Origin of the sequence: Candidatus Chloroploca asiatica, assembly GCF_002532075.1 — a bacterium.
GTDB lineage: Bacteria > Chloroflexota > Chloroflexia > Chloroflexales > Chloroflexaceae > Chloroploca > Chloroploca asiatica.
In genome coordinates, this window is sequence record NZ_LYXE01000110.1 from 210,378 (window position 1) to 225,198 (window position 14,821).

The following is a 14,821-nucleotide window of genomic DNA, read 5'->3' on the forward strand; positions in this document are numbered from 1 at the left end:
AAAGAATATGCATCTTCCCGATTGGCTGGCGCGCCGTGCCGCGCTGCATCCCGAACGCCCGGCGTTGATCTGCGCAGGGCAAACGTGGTCGTTTGCGTCGTTGCATCGTGACGCTGACTTGGTTGCGTTGTGCTTGCGTGAGCTTGGCGTGCAACCCGGTGATCGGGTGGCGCTGCTGGCGCGGAATAGTCCTGGGTATGCGGCAATCCTGCACGCAACCCCGCGCTGCGGGATGGTGCTTGTGCCCTTGAATACGCGCTTGAGCGAGCAGGAACTCGCCTGGCAACTTGCGGATTGCCGGCCTCGTCTGCTTATCTATGATGAAGCGTACGCCGCGCAAGTGGCCTCACTGCCGGTACGCTCGGTCGCCCTGGAAAACCTGGGCATGGCTCGCTCTCCCACTTTTGATTCTCCTACTTCTCCAACAAGCTCTTCAGATCAACAGATTGATCTTGCCGCACCGCATACGCTGATCTACACTTCGGGAACCACCGGGCAACCCAAGGGGGCCTTGCTGACGGCGGGCAATCATTGGTGGAGCGCGACGGCCTCGATGCTCAACCTGGGCCTGAACGAGGCTGACCGCTGGCTTGCGGTTTTGCCCCTCTTTCATGTTGGTGGCCTCTCGATCCTGATGCGCGGTGCCATTTACGGAATGCCGGTGGTATTGCACGAGCGGTTCGAGCCGACGGCGGTATTGCAGGCGCTGGTGGAAGAACGAGTGACGCTTGTGTCGCTGGTGGCGGTGATGCTGCAACGGCTGCTTGACCATGATCAGGCCGGAGTTCTGCCTGCTTCGCTGCGCTGTGTCCTGCTGGGCGGTGGGCCAGCGCCGCGCCCGCTGCTTGAAGCGTGTGCGGCACGTGATCTTCCTGTGGCCCAGACGTACGGCATGACCGAAACGGCGTCGCAGGTCGCAACGCTGGCGCCTGCCGATGCCCTGCGCAAACTCGGTTCGGCGGGGCAGCCATTGTTGCCGATGGAACTGCGGGTGGAGGCGCCAACGGGCGAGGTGGGCGAGATATGCGTGCGTGGGCCGATGGTGACCCCAGGTTACTACAATCGTCCCGAGGCAACGGCCAAAGCGCTGCGCGATGGATGGCTGCATACCGGCGATCTTGGCTATCTCGATGAAGAAGGCTATCTCTATATCGTTGACCGTCGGAGCGACCTGATCATCTCGGGGGGCGAAAATATCTATCCCGCTGAAGTCGAGGCGGCGTTGCTTGCCCATCCTGCGGTGGCCGAGGCAGGCGTGGTTGGCATGCCCGATGCGACCTGGGGTGAGGTGCCGGTCGCGTTTGTGGTGGCCCGTGAAGGGAGCACACCCGAGGTAAACGCACTGCTTGAGCATTGCCGAGCGAGCCTGGCGGGCTACAAAATCCCGCGCAGGATCACCCTGGTCAACGAATTACCACGTACGGCCGCAGGGAAACTCCGGCGCAACCTGCTGCGCACTATGCTCTGATCGGCACGTTGAGGCTGTATGGTACAATCGTGGGGGCCATAAGGCCCCCACGATTGTTTTTTCGCTGTTGTTCCAGCGAAAGAAGTTGGGTTACAGGGCGCTAGCCCTGAAGTAGAAAAAATCTATGCACGATCATACACCCTTCAACGACAAATTGATCCATTCGCATCAGTTTGTAACCCTGTATGGTACGACGCCACCGCGTGCCGACAGCCCGCTTGAGCGAGTGGAGACGGCGGCGGCGAAGTTAGCCGGACGCGTCGCGGGGCTCGACCTAGATGGCCTCGTTGTCTATGATGTCCAGGACGAACACGAGCGCACGAGCGAGCCGCGGCCGTTCCCGTTTTTGCCGACGCGTGATCCGCGTGACCACGCCCGGCGTCTGCGCAAATTGACGGGATTGCCTGCGGTGACGTACAAGTGCGTGGTCAATTTTACCGAAGAGGCATGGCTGGCCTGGCTCGATGAGACGGCGGCCAACTATGGCATCGAGCACCTCTCGCTGGTCGGGGCTTCAACGCCAACACCCGATCCAAGGGCTTTGCCGGTTGACCGGGCGCTCGAACTGACTGCCGGGCATGGCGAAGGCTTTGTGCTTGGTGGCATCATGATCGCCGAGCGCCACAGTCCTGATTTTGACGAAAGTCAGCGGCTCATCGCCAAGGCTGAGCGAGGCTGTCGCTACTTTATTTCGCAGGTTGTCTACGATCCTGCGCCGACGATTCGTCTGTTGCGCGATTATCGCGAGGCGTGCAGACGGGCCGATGCCAACCCGCAGCGGCTGGTGCTCACCTTCTCGCCGTGCGGTCGCCCGCAGACGCTCACCTTCATCAAATGGCTTGGCATCGCGATTCCACCTGCAACCGAGCGCATGCTCTGCGAAGATCCGGCCCCTTTCCAGCGCTCGATCGCGATCTGTTGTGCCAATCTACGCACCATTCTCGACCAGGCCTACCGCGAAGACCTGGCCCTGGGCATCAACATCGAAAGCGTCTCGATCCATCACGACGAAATCGAAGCCTCGATCGAACTGGTGCATGCGTTGCGCGCAGTGGCGGCTGAATACGGGCCGTGATGTGATGGCACGTGGAGGATTAACTATGCTGATGCGCACCGACGTGCAGGTGGGCATGATAGCTTGAGCGCACCATTGGCCCGCTTTCGACGTGGCGAAAACCGCGCTGTAGCCCCTCGGCCTTGAAGGTAGCAAACTCGTCAGGGGTAACATACCGATCAATAGGCCAGTAGCTGCTATCGGGCGCAAGATATTGACCGATGGTCATCACGTTCACATCAACCGAACGCAGTGCATCCATCACTTCCAGCACTTCACCATTCGTCTCACCGGCCCCGACCATCATCCCGCTTTTGGTGACCAGGTCTGGGTCGAAGGCTCGCGCTCGCCCGAGCAATTCGAGGCTCTGCTGGAACCCGGCGCGGGGGCGGAAGCGGCGAAAGATGCGGGGCACGGTTTCGATATTATGGTTGAGCACATCGGGCCGCGCCTCAAGCACGAGTTGCAGGGCGTCCCAATTGCCATCAAAATCAGGAATCAGCACCTCGATCTTGCATTCGGGCACACGCTCGCGGATCAATTCAATCGTACGGGCGAAGATATGCGCCCCGCCATCGGGCGCATCGTCGCGGTTGACCGAGGTGAGCACCGCGAAATGCAGGCGGAGATGGGCTACCGATGCAGCGACGCGCTCGGGTTCAGCTTCATCAATCGGCTGGGGCTTGCCCTTGCCAATCGCGCAATAGCGGCACCCGCGGGTACACGTATCACCGAGCAATAAAAAAGTTGCCGTGCGATTGTTCCAGCACTCGCCCAGATTTGGGCAGCGGGCCTCTTCGCAGACCGTATTGAGGCCCTTTTCGCGCATGAGACGATGAACATCGCTATAATTCTCGCCTGACGGCGCTCGCGCCTTGAGCCACTCGGGGCGCCGGGGGCGCACCGGCGTTGCCGAGGCCGGCGTCTGCACAGGCGTCAATGGGATCAGTTCGGACATGCCATGTACTTTCTAGTTTGATCCTGGTCTCTTTCTATTGTACCGCACTTTTCTCGCAGGACATGGTTTCAGCAAGACCAGATCAGTTTGACCCTCGACGTGGAATGCCGACTTCAGTCGGCTGAGCGGGAAACCGACTGAAGTCGGCACTCCGATGAGCCTAAACGGTACCGTAAGTTTTCTGGCACGCCTGGGTACGCGGGCGTCACGCCCGCTTGTGCTCCTGAAGCGAGCGCAACGCCCGCGTACCCAGGGCGCGAAGTATCAGAAAATGTAGTTGATAGACCAATGATGGTATAGTATAGGCAATCGATAACAACCCCTTCGTGAAAGGACTCCGACATGGTTGCACAGAGGCTTCGCCCTCTTGCCCTACTCGCTGTCTTTGCTCTTCTCCTCACGTTCCTTTTTCCTCTGATTTTTCCCATCGCTGCCCAACCTACCACCGCTAATCTCTTGAGCAACGGTGATTTCGAGCAAGGCACAACGGCTCCGTGGCAAGGGATTACCTCGGCCCAATTGACCACGGATTATGCTGCTTCCGGGCAGTCTAGTGTGCGGATTACGTCGCAGGAGGCGTCGCAGGGCTGGATTAATGTCCAGGCCGGGCAGGAGTATGTCTTGACGGCCTGGTTTCGCTGGTCCAGGTTTGCTGGCAATCAGTGGGGCTATGCGCATCTGACGGTTGAGGATACGGCCTATCGCGAGCTTGGGGCGATCATCAATCCGCAGACGAGCTATGAACGGGATCGTTGGCATAAGCTGGCGCTTACGTTTACCGCACCGACTGGCGGTGTTCGCGTGCGCTTTGGGCTTTATGGTCCGCAGGATGATGTTGAACTCTATTTTGACGATCTGCAATTGCGTTCCCGCGACGCGAATCTTGCCCCGACGCTTGATCCGGTCGCAAGCACGCTGTCGGGGGTGGCCCCGCTGACGGTTGCGTTTGAGGCGCGCGCCGATGATCCCGATGGCGCAGTGCGTAGCTATCGCTGGGAGTTTGGTGATGGGACGGAGAGTCGGAGCCCTGACCCGACCCACATCTTTCGTTCCCGCGGATCTTATCCCGTGAAGCTGACCGTCTGGGATAACGATGGGGCCTCACAGAGCCAGACGCTGACGATCACCGTGACCGATGCGGTCAATCCTGCGATCACGATCAATGCCCCAACGACGCAGCAAATCTGGACGACGAGTGCCGCGAGTCTGATGCTCGAAGGGCAAGCGTCCACGCCTGCGGGAACGCTCGCGATGCTTGCCTGGGATAATCTACGCACCGGTGCCGCAGGGAATCTGGCGGTGCCGACAGCGGCGACGATGAACTGGGCGACGCCTTCCATCGCGCTTGCCCCCGGGCGCAATGATCTGCAGGTCAGCGTTGTTGACTCACGTGGCCGTGCGCATAGTGCGCGCCTGGTGGTACAGCGTCAACTTGAGGCACCGCGCATCTATGATGTGCAGGTGCAAACATCGGCAGTCGCGGTCTACGAGCGCTATGAGGCGCGGTTTCAGGTTGATACCGTTGCTTCCTCGCCGCTCTTCAGTTATACCGACCAGCCGCCACCAGGGGTGGCCCCAGAGAGCGGGGTGACGGTCGAAGGGGTCATTACGACACCTTCAGGGGCGACGGTGACGCATCCGGCATTCTTCTTTACCAGTGCCATTCGCCAGGGGCAGGGTTCGTCGGCTTCGTATGCACCGGGGACAACGAGTGGCTGGGCGCTGCGGTATGCCCCGCTTGAAACCGGTCGCCACCAGGTCTATCTGCGCGTTCGCGATGCCAGTGGTGAGACGATGGTTGATGTGGGCAGCTTCGAGGCAGGTACGCCACGGCGTGCTGGGTTTATCGGGGTCAGCAGTGCAGACTCACGCTACTTTCAATTTAGTGATGGCAGTCTCTTCTGGCCCATTGGTCCCGCCTGGGCAGTCAATCTCCAGGGGGGCCGGGGCTTCAATTTTGAACGGCCCTGGCTCGGCGGTCTGGGCATCTACAGTACCAACTGGGCACGCTGGAAATCGACCGCCGAGACGCTTGGCAACGAAGGCTTCTCGTCGCGTCTGACGTTCCTTGAGCACTACCCCGGTCACGAGCTCGCCCAGGAATTGACCTATCCCGAGGGCTATCGACTCTGGATTGGCTGTTTTGGCGATGAAGCGTTTTGTCCGCGCTTCAAGGCAAATACCGATTACGAAGTGAAACTACGGGTCAAGGTGGTTGAACTGGCTGGCCCACGCAACGCCGCCCATCCGTATGGGCTCGTTTTGAAATTCCATGGCTGGCCTCAGGAGCCAGGCTTCGCAGAGGCCCACCGTGACTATGCTTCGCTGATTCCGCCGATCAGGGTGGATCGCGATTGGCATACCGTGGTGGCCCGTTATCGCACCGGGAGCGATGAAGGTGCCGGCCAAGCCCGTGGCGACCTGAGCCTCTATCTCGACAATGTCACGGCTGGACGCGCATATGTTGACGAGCTTTCGGTGCGCGAGATTCTGCCTGGCGAGACGCGTGGCCCCGAGTTGATCCGTAACCCGCGGGCTGATCTGCACACCTACGTTGAACAACGGCCAGCCGCGTTTCTTGACGACCAGTTGGTGCGGGGCGAAGCTGATGGCATCTATTACCGCTATGTTGTACACGACAAAAACGATTGGATTCAGAACCACCTGTCGCGTGATGGCATCTTTGTGGCTTCTGGCGATGGCTATTATCAGCCTGAGGGCACCCGGGCACGCTGGTTGCTCGAGCAGTGGTGGCGTTATCTCGTGGCGCGCTGGGGCTACACGACCGCTGTGCATTCGTGGGAATTGAATAACGAGGGTCCACCTGATGATGGGAGCGGCACGCACGCGCAGATGACGCAAGACTTTGCACGCTTTATCCGTGAGCAGAATGCCCATCCGCATATGGCAAGCACCTCATTCTGGTGTTGCTGGGAACCGACGTTCTGGGGCGATCGGGTGCGTTTCCCTGATGTAGCGTATGCCGATATTCACGAATATCCGACGCTCGATGTACGCTTGGCCGACGGCTCGCCTGCCGTCTATGATGTGGCAGGGTTCCAGGCCGAGACCAGCATGGCCTACGCTGCCGACAACATTGGGCGCCCGATCATCCGTGGCGAGGTTGGCCTGAGTGGCGAGCCAGTCTTTGCGATGCTTTCACAGGCTAATCCGGGGATCTGGTTCCACAACCTGCTCTGGGCGCAACTCAACCCTGGGGCGGTCTTTGACCCTGGCTACTGGTTCAGTGAACATTTCAATGTGATTGATGCGCAGGCGCACGCCGTTCCATTTGCTGCGTTTGTTGCAACCCTGGATGTGCAGCGTGGCGGCTATGTGGATGCCGAAGCACGTCTGAGCAACAGCCAGTTGCGGGCCTATGGGCAGCGCAACGTGGCTCGTGGCAAGGCCCATCTCTGGGTACAGAATCGCCTGCACACCTGGCGCAACGTGATGGGTGGCGCAGGGGCAGTTGCAATCACGCCGCAGTCGGGAACACTCAGCCTCACCCTGCAACCCAATCGGCGCTACGAAGTCGCCTGGTGGGACACCTATGCCGGCACCGTGCTTCGGCGCGAGCTTGTCACCAGCGCTGCCAATGGCGAAATCACCTTGACCATCACGAACCTCGCCTCGGACCTGGCCCTGACGATTGCGCCAGAGACGCCTGATCCGGAGCCGAGCGCGACGGCAACCGCAACGCCAGGCCCGAGCGCGACTGCGACTACAACGCCAAGCCCAGGCCCGAGTGTGACGCCAGGCCCGAGCGCGACGCCAGGCCCGAGCGCGACGCCAGGCCCGACGCCAGAGCGAGAAAGGATCTATCTCCCTCTCGTACGGGCACGCTAGCCAGCGTGCCCGTAGCAAGTTGACCGTAAGGCCAAAGCACGCACCTCCAGGCAAGGATTACTTGCCTGGAGGTGCGTTTTCTGGGTGGGCAGATTGGCATCGAAGAAAACCCAACCCAACTCTTCAAGCATGCTCGGATAGAGTTCTAGCGCGTCTCTGGCAGGAGCGTATAGTCGGGGAAATTGCCAAAGAAGCGCTCGCCATCCGCGCCACGGGTAACTGACTGAACCAGATATGTGCCGCCGACGAAGCAGCCCTTCCAGGAGGCGCCCATACCGCCGAAGACCTCTTCGCGGTCGCCGCGCGAGCGCACCTGGTTGACGCCGACCTTGAAGGAGCGCAACTCGCCGGTGACCATGCGCGCAATCTCAGGGTCATCGGTGGCGATCGAGGAGACGAGGTTGCCGTTAGAGATGTTCATCTCGCTGACCAGTTCCTCGATGCGGTCAACGACGACGATCGTATCCACCGGGCCGAAGGGCTCGTTGTGGTGCAGGCGGGCGTTGCGCGGCACATTGAGCAGCGCAATTGGCGTGAGATAAGCCGAGATATCCTGGCCGGGGAGGAAGCGCGCCGGATCGAGCTCGCCCTCGAAAAGGCTGATTGCGCCTAGGCCGACCGCTTCGGAGTACATGACGCGCAGTTCCTCGACTTTGCGGCTATTGATCAGCGGGCCAAAATCCAGCGTGGGCAGCGCATCCTCTGGGCCGTCCACCAGCAGCGGGTGGCCGATCTTAAGCGCCTTGACCGCCGGCAGATAGGTGTCGAGGAACTTGGGGAAGAGGCGGCGCTGGACGATGAAGCGGATATAGGCGGTGCAGCGCTGCTTGCCGTAGGCGAAGCCCTTCTTGATTTGGGCAGCCAGGGTCGGCCAGTCGGAGAAGTCCCAGATCCCGTAGCAGTTGACGCCCTCCATCTCGAGCATGTAGCGTTTTTCACGGTCGTAGAGGCTGGCGGCGATATCGCGCCCGTTCGACTTGCCGCCGACGAAGGCGAGGCAGGCCACATCAGGATTGCGTACGAGGGCGTCGGAGAGCAGGCCGCCCGAACCGCTGACCAGTGAGACGGGCAGGCCGACGCGGCGGGCCAGGGCGAAGCCGAGCGTAAGCGAGAAGATGCCGCCGTCGGTAGGCGTCTTGGCGATCACAGCGTTGCCGGCGAGGGCCTGAACCAGTACGGAGTGCATAAGCACGGAGTAGGGGTAGTTCCACGAGGCGATATTGGAGATCACGCCAAGTGGTGAGCGCCCGGCCAGCATGGGTTCAATTGCACCCAGATACCACTCGACGCCAGAGATACAGCGGTCAATATCGTCGCAGGCGAGGGCGTAGGGCTTGCCGATCTCCCACATCAGCAGTCGGGCGATCAGTTCACGGTGAGCGCGCAGTTGATCGAGACATGCGGCGACGCGAACCTTGCGCTCGTCGAGGTCGATGAGCGACCAGCGGGCGTGTTCGTGGGCGGCGAAGCGCACGGCGCGCTTGGCGAGATCGAGGTCGATCATCGGTATGCGCCCAAGCTCGTTGCCGTCTACCGGGGTAGCATAGTGCTTGCCGTGGCCAGGGTAGCCCCAGTCGCCCTCGATGAGGTTGAGCGCGTGACCATCGGCACCGAAGGCTTCGGGCACGGCAGCCCTGAGCTCACCGAAAAGATCCGGCCAGGCGTGGCCCGGCGCGATCATCTTCGCCATAGCGGTTAAACTCCTGTGTTCGTGAAATCCGCAACAAAGCCATCTCAGTATAACATAAGCGCCTGTACACTTACCCTTTGGCTGTGCCGTCGAGCGCTGCATCGACCGCGCCCTGGCCGTCGTGGGCCTGCGGCCCCACCGAAACGCGACTCAAGGCACCGCTGCCCCTGCGATCCAGACCCGATGGAACCGCACGCCCACGGTGCGCTGATCGCTCTGGCGGGGATCTTCGGCGGCAGGTACCCATCCGGGGCTATTGAGGTGCAACAGTAGGGTGCCATCGGGTGCGGGCGGGAGTTGCGTTGGATCAAGCTGGATTGTCACGGTGCCGGGGCGTTCTTCCACCGTATGACAGCCTAGCTCAACGGGCTCGCCAGTTGTGACCGGCCACGGCGCACGTTCGGGCACGGCGCTCAGGCAGACTTCGGCTGGCCCAAGGTGCGCCGGGCGCGAGCCAGCGCTCAGGTCGAGTGTAAGCGTGCCAGGTGAACCAACGTCGCTCCACGGTATGCGCAGTGTGGCCTTGCCATTCGTCCAGACAAACGCGGTGCCGTCGCGGTCGCGTTCGGGGCGGTAGAAGCCAACGACCTGGGCACTGAAGGCGTCGGGGGCAAGGGGCGGCGGTTGCACGCCAAGCACGCCTGGTGCGGCTGGAACGAGCCGGTAGATGTTGAAGGGTAGCTGCAATGACGAGACGTTGCGTGGTTTCTGGTCGCTCAGTTGCTCGAATTCGGGGAGATCGAGGCTGAATCCGCCTGCCGGTTCGAGCGCAAACCCCGGCAAGACAAAGCTCCCTCCCGAGGCGCTGAGCAACAGATAGACCTCGCGGCCTTGGTCGCGCAGGCGCTGCGCCGCTGCGGCCAGATCTTCCGCATAATTGCCGGGTTGGCTACTCTTGACGGCAAAGGCGTCGATCCCGTAGATAAAGCGCAATGGCGTCGCAACCATATCAGGGATATCGCGTGACTCGGCGTGGATCGGGGCGCCCCCGCGCATCAGCAATACGTCGCGCCCAGGGGTAAACTGGCTGGCTGCGGCTTCGAGTTGGGCAAGTGCCCCGCGATACTCCACATGGGCGAAGATCGGGCGATTTGTCCAGATCAGGAAGATGAGTAGCAACCCCGCCAGCCCTCCGGCAAAGGCGACGCTCACCCTGCGCCCTAGCATGTCTCTTCCTAGACTTGCCAGGGCTACCAGCGCATACGCGATGCTCAGGCTAAACGCCGGGTAGGCAATCGGCACAAAACGGCGCAAAATATAGATGTAATGCTGATCTGATGTGCCATATGTCTGCCGGATAAAAAAGAAGGTGCCGATGAAGGCCACGGTGAGCCAGAGCCACGAGGCGGCATTGAGGTCGCGGCGCCACCAGAGCGCGTAGCCAATGATGCCAAGCAAGATGCCAAGCGGCGAGAGATACCAGCCCATGCGTACCATGTTGGCAAGCGGGATCGTGTATTTGTCCTTGAGCGGCACCGGCTCTGAGGTGAGCGTTGAGCGGTCAACGAGCCTCTGTTCAAGCCAGTTCATTTCAGCAAACTCGGCATACCAGTAGGAGACCGGTGGGCGGATCGGGGCGCCAACATAGCCCTGCAGCCGGAGCCAGTTGATCGTTTGGTTGCTAAAGGGGCCAGCCCACGGCCCACGTTCCGCCGCCAGGCGCTCGCGGGTGGCGGCAGTTGCGTCAAGGTTGGGCGTCACGATCCACCACTGAGGATGCGGCTCCATCACCACCCCGGCCAGCGTGCGCGCCTCGTTGTGGGTCAGACGGCCAGCGCGGATATCTTCGGCAACCAGTTCGGGGTCGCGCGTCAGGGGATCGTTCCAGCCACCATTGGTGTTGAAGAGCAGATCGGCAGTGATGATCTGCGGGCGGATCAGATACCCATAAGCCCCGAGCAGCAAGACGCCAATCATCACGCCTTGCAAGAGCCCCTTGCGCCGTTTGATCAGCCAGGCCTCAAAGCGATGCAGTGGCGCTGGATAGAGGCGCAGAGCAATCAGGAGTGCAGCGCCAGCCAGGGCGAGACCAAGTTCGATCCAGATGCGCCACGGACGGGCGAGCGCACTGCTGGTAAGAAACGTCTCGCGCACCGGCTCACTCAAAAAGGGCAAACTAAACAGGGCGATCAGGGCCGAATCTTTGAATCGGTCGTGTCCGGTGTCAAAGAAATAGGCCCGGGCGATCAGGCCAATATGCAATCCGGCGTGTAGCAACATGAGTCCCAGCCCAACCGCCAGCGCCGTCTGCGCCCGCGTCCAGCGCTGGCTGAGCCAGCAGTAGAGCAGGTAGAGCACAACTGGCCCCAGCAGAAAGAAGTCAATGCGGGTCAACGCAACCTGGCCGATGGCCAGGCCGGCGAGCAACCCGTAGAAGACCGGGGTTGGTTCATAATTGGTGCGCAGCCCGGTCACAGCATTTGCCCTGGCCGTCTGCATGGTGGCGAAGAAATAGAGCCCGGCCCAGATCAAGAGTTGCGCACTTGTCTCGGCGGTCGAGTAGCGTGCAAACCAGACCTGCACTCCGTTCAGGGCCAGCAACGCCATCGCCAGCAGCCCAACCCAGAAGCCTGCCAGGTGGCGTCCGAGCATGCCGACACTCCAGACGGCCAGCAGACCGAGCAATCCTGGGGCAAACATACCCAGGTACGGTCCGCCGATGCTGGCGAGCAGCGCAATCCATGCAGGCAACAGGTGCAATCCCTGCGGCACCACACGGCCCTCTTCGAGCGCGCCTTCGTAGATAAAGAAGCCAGCGGCCCGTAGGCGCGAGGCAATGAAGCGTTCGCGGGGCTGACTGATCATGTAGTTGGTAATGGCCTGTCGCGCCGGGCCGGCCACAGTCTCGTCGGGACTAGCCGCATCCTGGCCCCACCCGGCGACAACTGCGTCGTCCTGTACCAGTGTGCCTGTGCGTGCAATTGCCAGCCCTGTCGTCGCATAGACCCCGGCGTCGCGTACGCCGACCACGGTCTCGAAGGGGCGCACGACGGTTGCCAGCGTCACCAGCAACACTGCGCCATAGGCAAGCCCCTCGTACAACTGCCGCCTGCGCTCGTCACGCGACGCACGTTGCCGTCGCAGGGGTTCGCGGCCCCGTCGCACCTGCACACCCCACAGCACCACGAGCACCCCGACGACCAGGCTCACCCCGAGTTGCAGCCAAAGCGAAAAGATACCAAGCGAGGCGAGCACAAGCGCCAGCCAGCCATGCCAAAGCGACCCGACCAGAACACGCTCGAAATGGCGCTTCAGCGGATCAGCCGGACTCCCCGCAAGAAAACTAACCGCCCACCCTGGCAGGTAGAGCAGTGGGAGCAACAAAAGACCAGCTAAAAAGATCAGATCCAAGCCCTATCTCCCATGCGTATGGAACTGTGCCCCCACATCTGAAGATGCAAGCTCTGCCATCGTCTCGACAACAGCCCAGAGCAAGCACAGATAGGCCACAAGCACAATCCATGGTGGCAAGCCAAGCAACACGTCGAGTGGGCGTAGCAACTGGAGCAAGCCCACTGAACCGAGGGCGAGCCAACCCGCCCGTGAGGTGCCGTTCAGGATGACCAGCGCGGTCGGCACCGCGAGAAAAATCAGATGATGATACCAGACAAGCCCGGGAGCGATAGTCATCACCAGTACCCCCAGCGCAAGCAGCAAGGTTGGTTCAGCACGGCGACGCATCACGATGAAAACGAGCCAGGCCGCGATCAAGGCTATTGCCACGAGCCTGCCAATCCAGCCAAACCCGGGGATGACCCGCTCGGCAAAGGCCCCCAGCGCATAGTTATAGGGATTAGCATCGGCCCCACCCAGCAACATTGGCGCAATGGTCGCAAAATCAACCCAGAGGTGCGCCGGAAACCAGATGAGCGCAAGTACGCCCAGGGCAACGGCCCCTACCGCAACGCGCACCAGACGCCCGATCTCACCGCGCACCAAGGGCACCGCCAGGAGCAACGCAGGCGACAGCTTCAGCACAATCGCCAGTGCCAGACCCAGGTCGCCGACCCATGCCAACTGCGGATAGCGATACCCGAGCAGAAAGAGCGCAATGCCAAGCAACACCACCGCATTGACCTGCCCGACGCTCAACGTCTCCCAGAGTGAACCAGAGACCGCCCAGAGCGCAACAAAGCTCGCCCCGATCCACGCCACCCGCTCTGCTTGACCAAAGGTACGCCAGAGTGCCAGCAGCGCGGCCAGGGCTGCCACTAGGCTCAATGTTCGCCAGAGCAGATCGTAGGTTGGGGGAGGCAAGAGCGCAAAGGGGAGAAAGACCGGCAGCGAGGCCGGCGGATAGATATACGAGACACCGATAACGAACGGCTCGTAGGGATTGCCGCCCGCGAGCGCATCGCGAGTTGCCGCTAGATAGATGCCCAGGTCTGACGTGAACTCGGGATTGACGGTCGTGACGTTCCAGATGACGATGGGCAGCATCACCAGCACGATGAGTCCACCGGCAACGATGGGCAAGACCCGTTGTGCAGCCGCGTCCCCGCTGAACGTTGGTCGCTTGACCTTCTCACCAAAGCGGTAGCCTGGCTCACCAGCGTGCCATGAGCGTGCCGGCTGACGTATTGTGCTCGTGCGAGGCTTACGCTGCCCCAGCAGGCGCTCGTCGGCAAACAGCATTCGCCCAAGGAACCCAGTTAGGCTCAAGAGCGCAACGGCCATCACGGTGACAGCGGCTACCGGGGCCAGGGGTGTGATCAGCCACCCGCCATTGGCGTGCCACAAGAGCAGTGCGCCTGTACCGAGTGTTGCCGCGAGCGCAGCAGGAAGCGGCTTGACCAGCATCCGTCCAGCGAAAAAAAGGCCCGCGGTTGTCGCAAGGGCCGCTAGCCAGATCACCAACGCAGGCGACGCGCCCCCATCGAGGCGCACATCCGCAAACACAAGGCCCAGTTCACGTGGATCGTTCGCCGGTGAAAAAGGCGGTGTCGTCAGCCCCAACACGAGCGGTTCGCGGGGATCAGGGCCAAGCAAGAGATGGTACGTGCGCAACGCAGGCCCAACCGTAAATGCGGTAACCGGCGTCGTCGCAAGTTGTACGGGCACAAAGCGCTCGGGGAAGCCAGACGAAAGCTGCATCCGAAGATGCACCTGCCCCCCAGGATTGGGGAGGATCAGGTTTAGGGTACTCTTTGTCCAGCGAAAGCGTTCATCGCGATCGGTAAACTGTTCAACGCTATGCAGACCCATTGTCTCGGTCAAAGCCTCGCTAGGGACATGAAGCGCACGTGGCTCACGATACACCAAGCCACACCAGAGCGTCGTCAAGACAAGGGCAACGAATAGCGCAACACCAGTCGTGCGCCAGGAAGTGAATGATTCGGCTTGCATCGCCCCATTATACCAAATCAGACGCCGGGTCTTTTGGCGCTGCTTATGCGTGAAACCCTAGCTGTGGCAGGGGCACGCGGCAAGCACAGCTTGCCGCGTGCCCCTGCCACCAGGGCGATTGCATCATACGAAATCGGATACAACGGGGCACCCGCAAGGGGTGCCCCTACCGGGCCGAGGGCCGCATCCGGTGTACGGGCACCCCTTGCGGGTGCCCTTACGGGTGCCCCTACCGGGCCGGGGGCCGCATCCGGTGTACGGGCACCCCTTGCGGGTGCCCTTACGGGTGCCCTTGCGGGTGCCCCTACCGGGCCGGGGGCCGCATCCGGTGTACGGGCACCCCTTGCGGGTGCCCTTGCGGGTGCCCCTACCGGGCCGAGGGCCGCATCCGGTGTACGGGCACCCCTTGCGGGTGCCCTTGCGGGTGCCCCTACCGGGCCGAGGGCCGCATCCGGT

7 protein-coding genes are annotated in these 14,821 nt (G+C 61.6%); 3 read left to right on the forward strand and 4 right to left on the reverse strand.

Translation table 11 applies throughout. The annotated features are described in order from the left end of the window. Positions 1-7 precede the first annotated feature (7 nt). Positions 8-1,468 (forward strand): o-succinylbenzoate--CoA ligase, encoded by a 1,461-nt coding sequence (locus A9Q02_RS15030; protein ID WP_097653903.1) that lies wholly within the window; start codon positions 8-10, stop codon positions 1,466-1,468. Positions 1,469-1,592: 124 nt separating this feature from the next. Continuing rightward, complete coding sequence (locus A9Q02_RS15035) at positions 1,593-2,543, forward strand: methylenetetrahydrofolate reductase (protein WP_097653904.1); 951 nt, start codon at positions 1,593-1,595, stop codon at positions 2,541-2,543. 19 nt (positions 2,544-2,562) lie between these two features. On the opposite strand, the gene lipA is transcribed toward A9Q02_RS15035, so the two are convergent. Next, positions 2,563-3,480 (reverse strand): lipoyl synthase, encoded by a 918-nt coding sequence (gene lipA / locus A9Q02_RS15040; protein ID WP_097653905.1) that lies wholly within the window; start codon positions 3,478-3,480, stop codon positions 2,563-2,565. Positions 3,481-3,822: 342 nt separating this feature from the next. Here lipA and A9Q02_RS15045 point away from each other — a divergent pair, with 342 nt between their 5' ends. Next, positions 3,823-7,329, forward strand: coding sequence for a PKD domain-containing protein (locus A9Q02_RS15045; protein ID WP_097653906.1), 3,507 nt, complete (start codon positions 3,823-3,825; stop codon positions 7,327-7,329). A gap of 145 nt (positions 7,330-7,474) precedes the next feature. Here the strand turns inward: A9Q02_RS15045 and A9Q02_RS15050 are convergent, their stop codons facing one another. The 3 genes from A9Q02_RS15050 to A9Q02_RS15060 all read right to left on the reverse strand — a co-directional run bounded on the left by A9Q02_RS15050 (position 7,475) and on the right by A9Q02_RS15060 (position 14,365). Next, positions 7,475-9,019, reverse strand: coding sequence for an aldehyde dehydrogenase family protein (locus tag A9Q02_RS15050; protein ID WP_097653907.1), 1,545 nt, complete (start codon positions 9,017-9,019; stop codon positions 7,475-7,477). 150 nt (positions 9,020-9,169) lie between these two features. Next, a complete protein-coding gene (locus A9Q02_RS15055) occupies positions 9,170-12,370 on the reverse strand; it encodes a hypothetical protein (protein WP_097653908.1) in 3,201 nt (1,066 codons plus the stop codon). Between the two features lie 3 nt (positions 12,371-12,373). Further along, entirely contained in the window at positions 12,374-14,365 is a 1,992-nt protein-coding gene (locus A9Q02_RS15060) for a glycosyltransferase family 87 protein (RefSeq protein ID WP_097653909.1), read from the reverse strand. Between the last annotated feature and the right edge of the window lie 456 nt (positions 14,366-14,821).

What these genes read in the sequence shown, in the direction of transcription:
- A9Q02_RS15030 (WP_097653903.1), top strand. Translation starts at nt 8, where the DNA reads ATGCATCTTCCCGATTGGCTGGCGCGCCGTGCCGCGCTGCATCCCGAA.
- A9Q02_RS15035 (WP_097653904.1), top strand. Translation starts at nt 1,593, where the DNA reads ATGCACGATCATACACCCTTCAACGACAAATTGATCCATTCGCATCAG.
- lipA (WP_097653905.1), bottom strand. Translation starts at nt 3,480, where the DNA reads ATGTCCGAACTGATCCCATTGACGCCTGTGCAGACGCCGGCCTCGGCA.
- A9Q02_RS15045 (WP_097653906.1), top strand. Translation starts at nt 3,823, where the DNA reads ATGGTTGCACAGAGGCTTCGCCCTCTTGCCCTACTCGCTGTCTTTGCT.
- A9Q02_RS15050 (WP_097653907.1), bottom strand. Translation starts at nt 9,019, where the DNA reads ATGGCGAAGATGATCGCGCCGGGCCACGCCTGGCCGGATCTTTTCGGT.
- A9Q02_RS15060 (WP_097653909.1), bottom strand. Translation starts at nt 14,365, where the DNA reads ATGCAAGCCGAATCATTCACTTCCTGGCGCACGACTGGTGTTGCGCTA.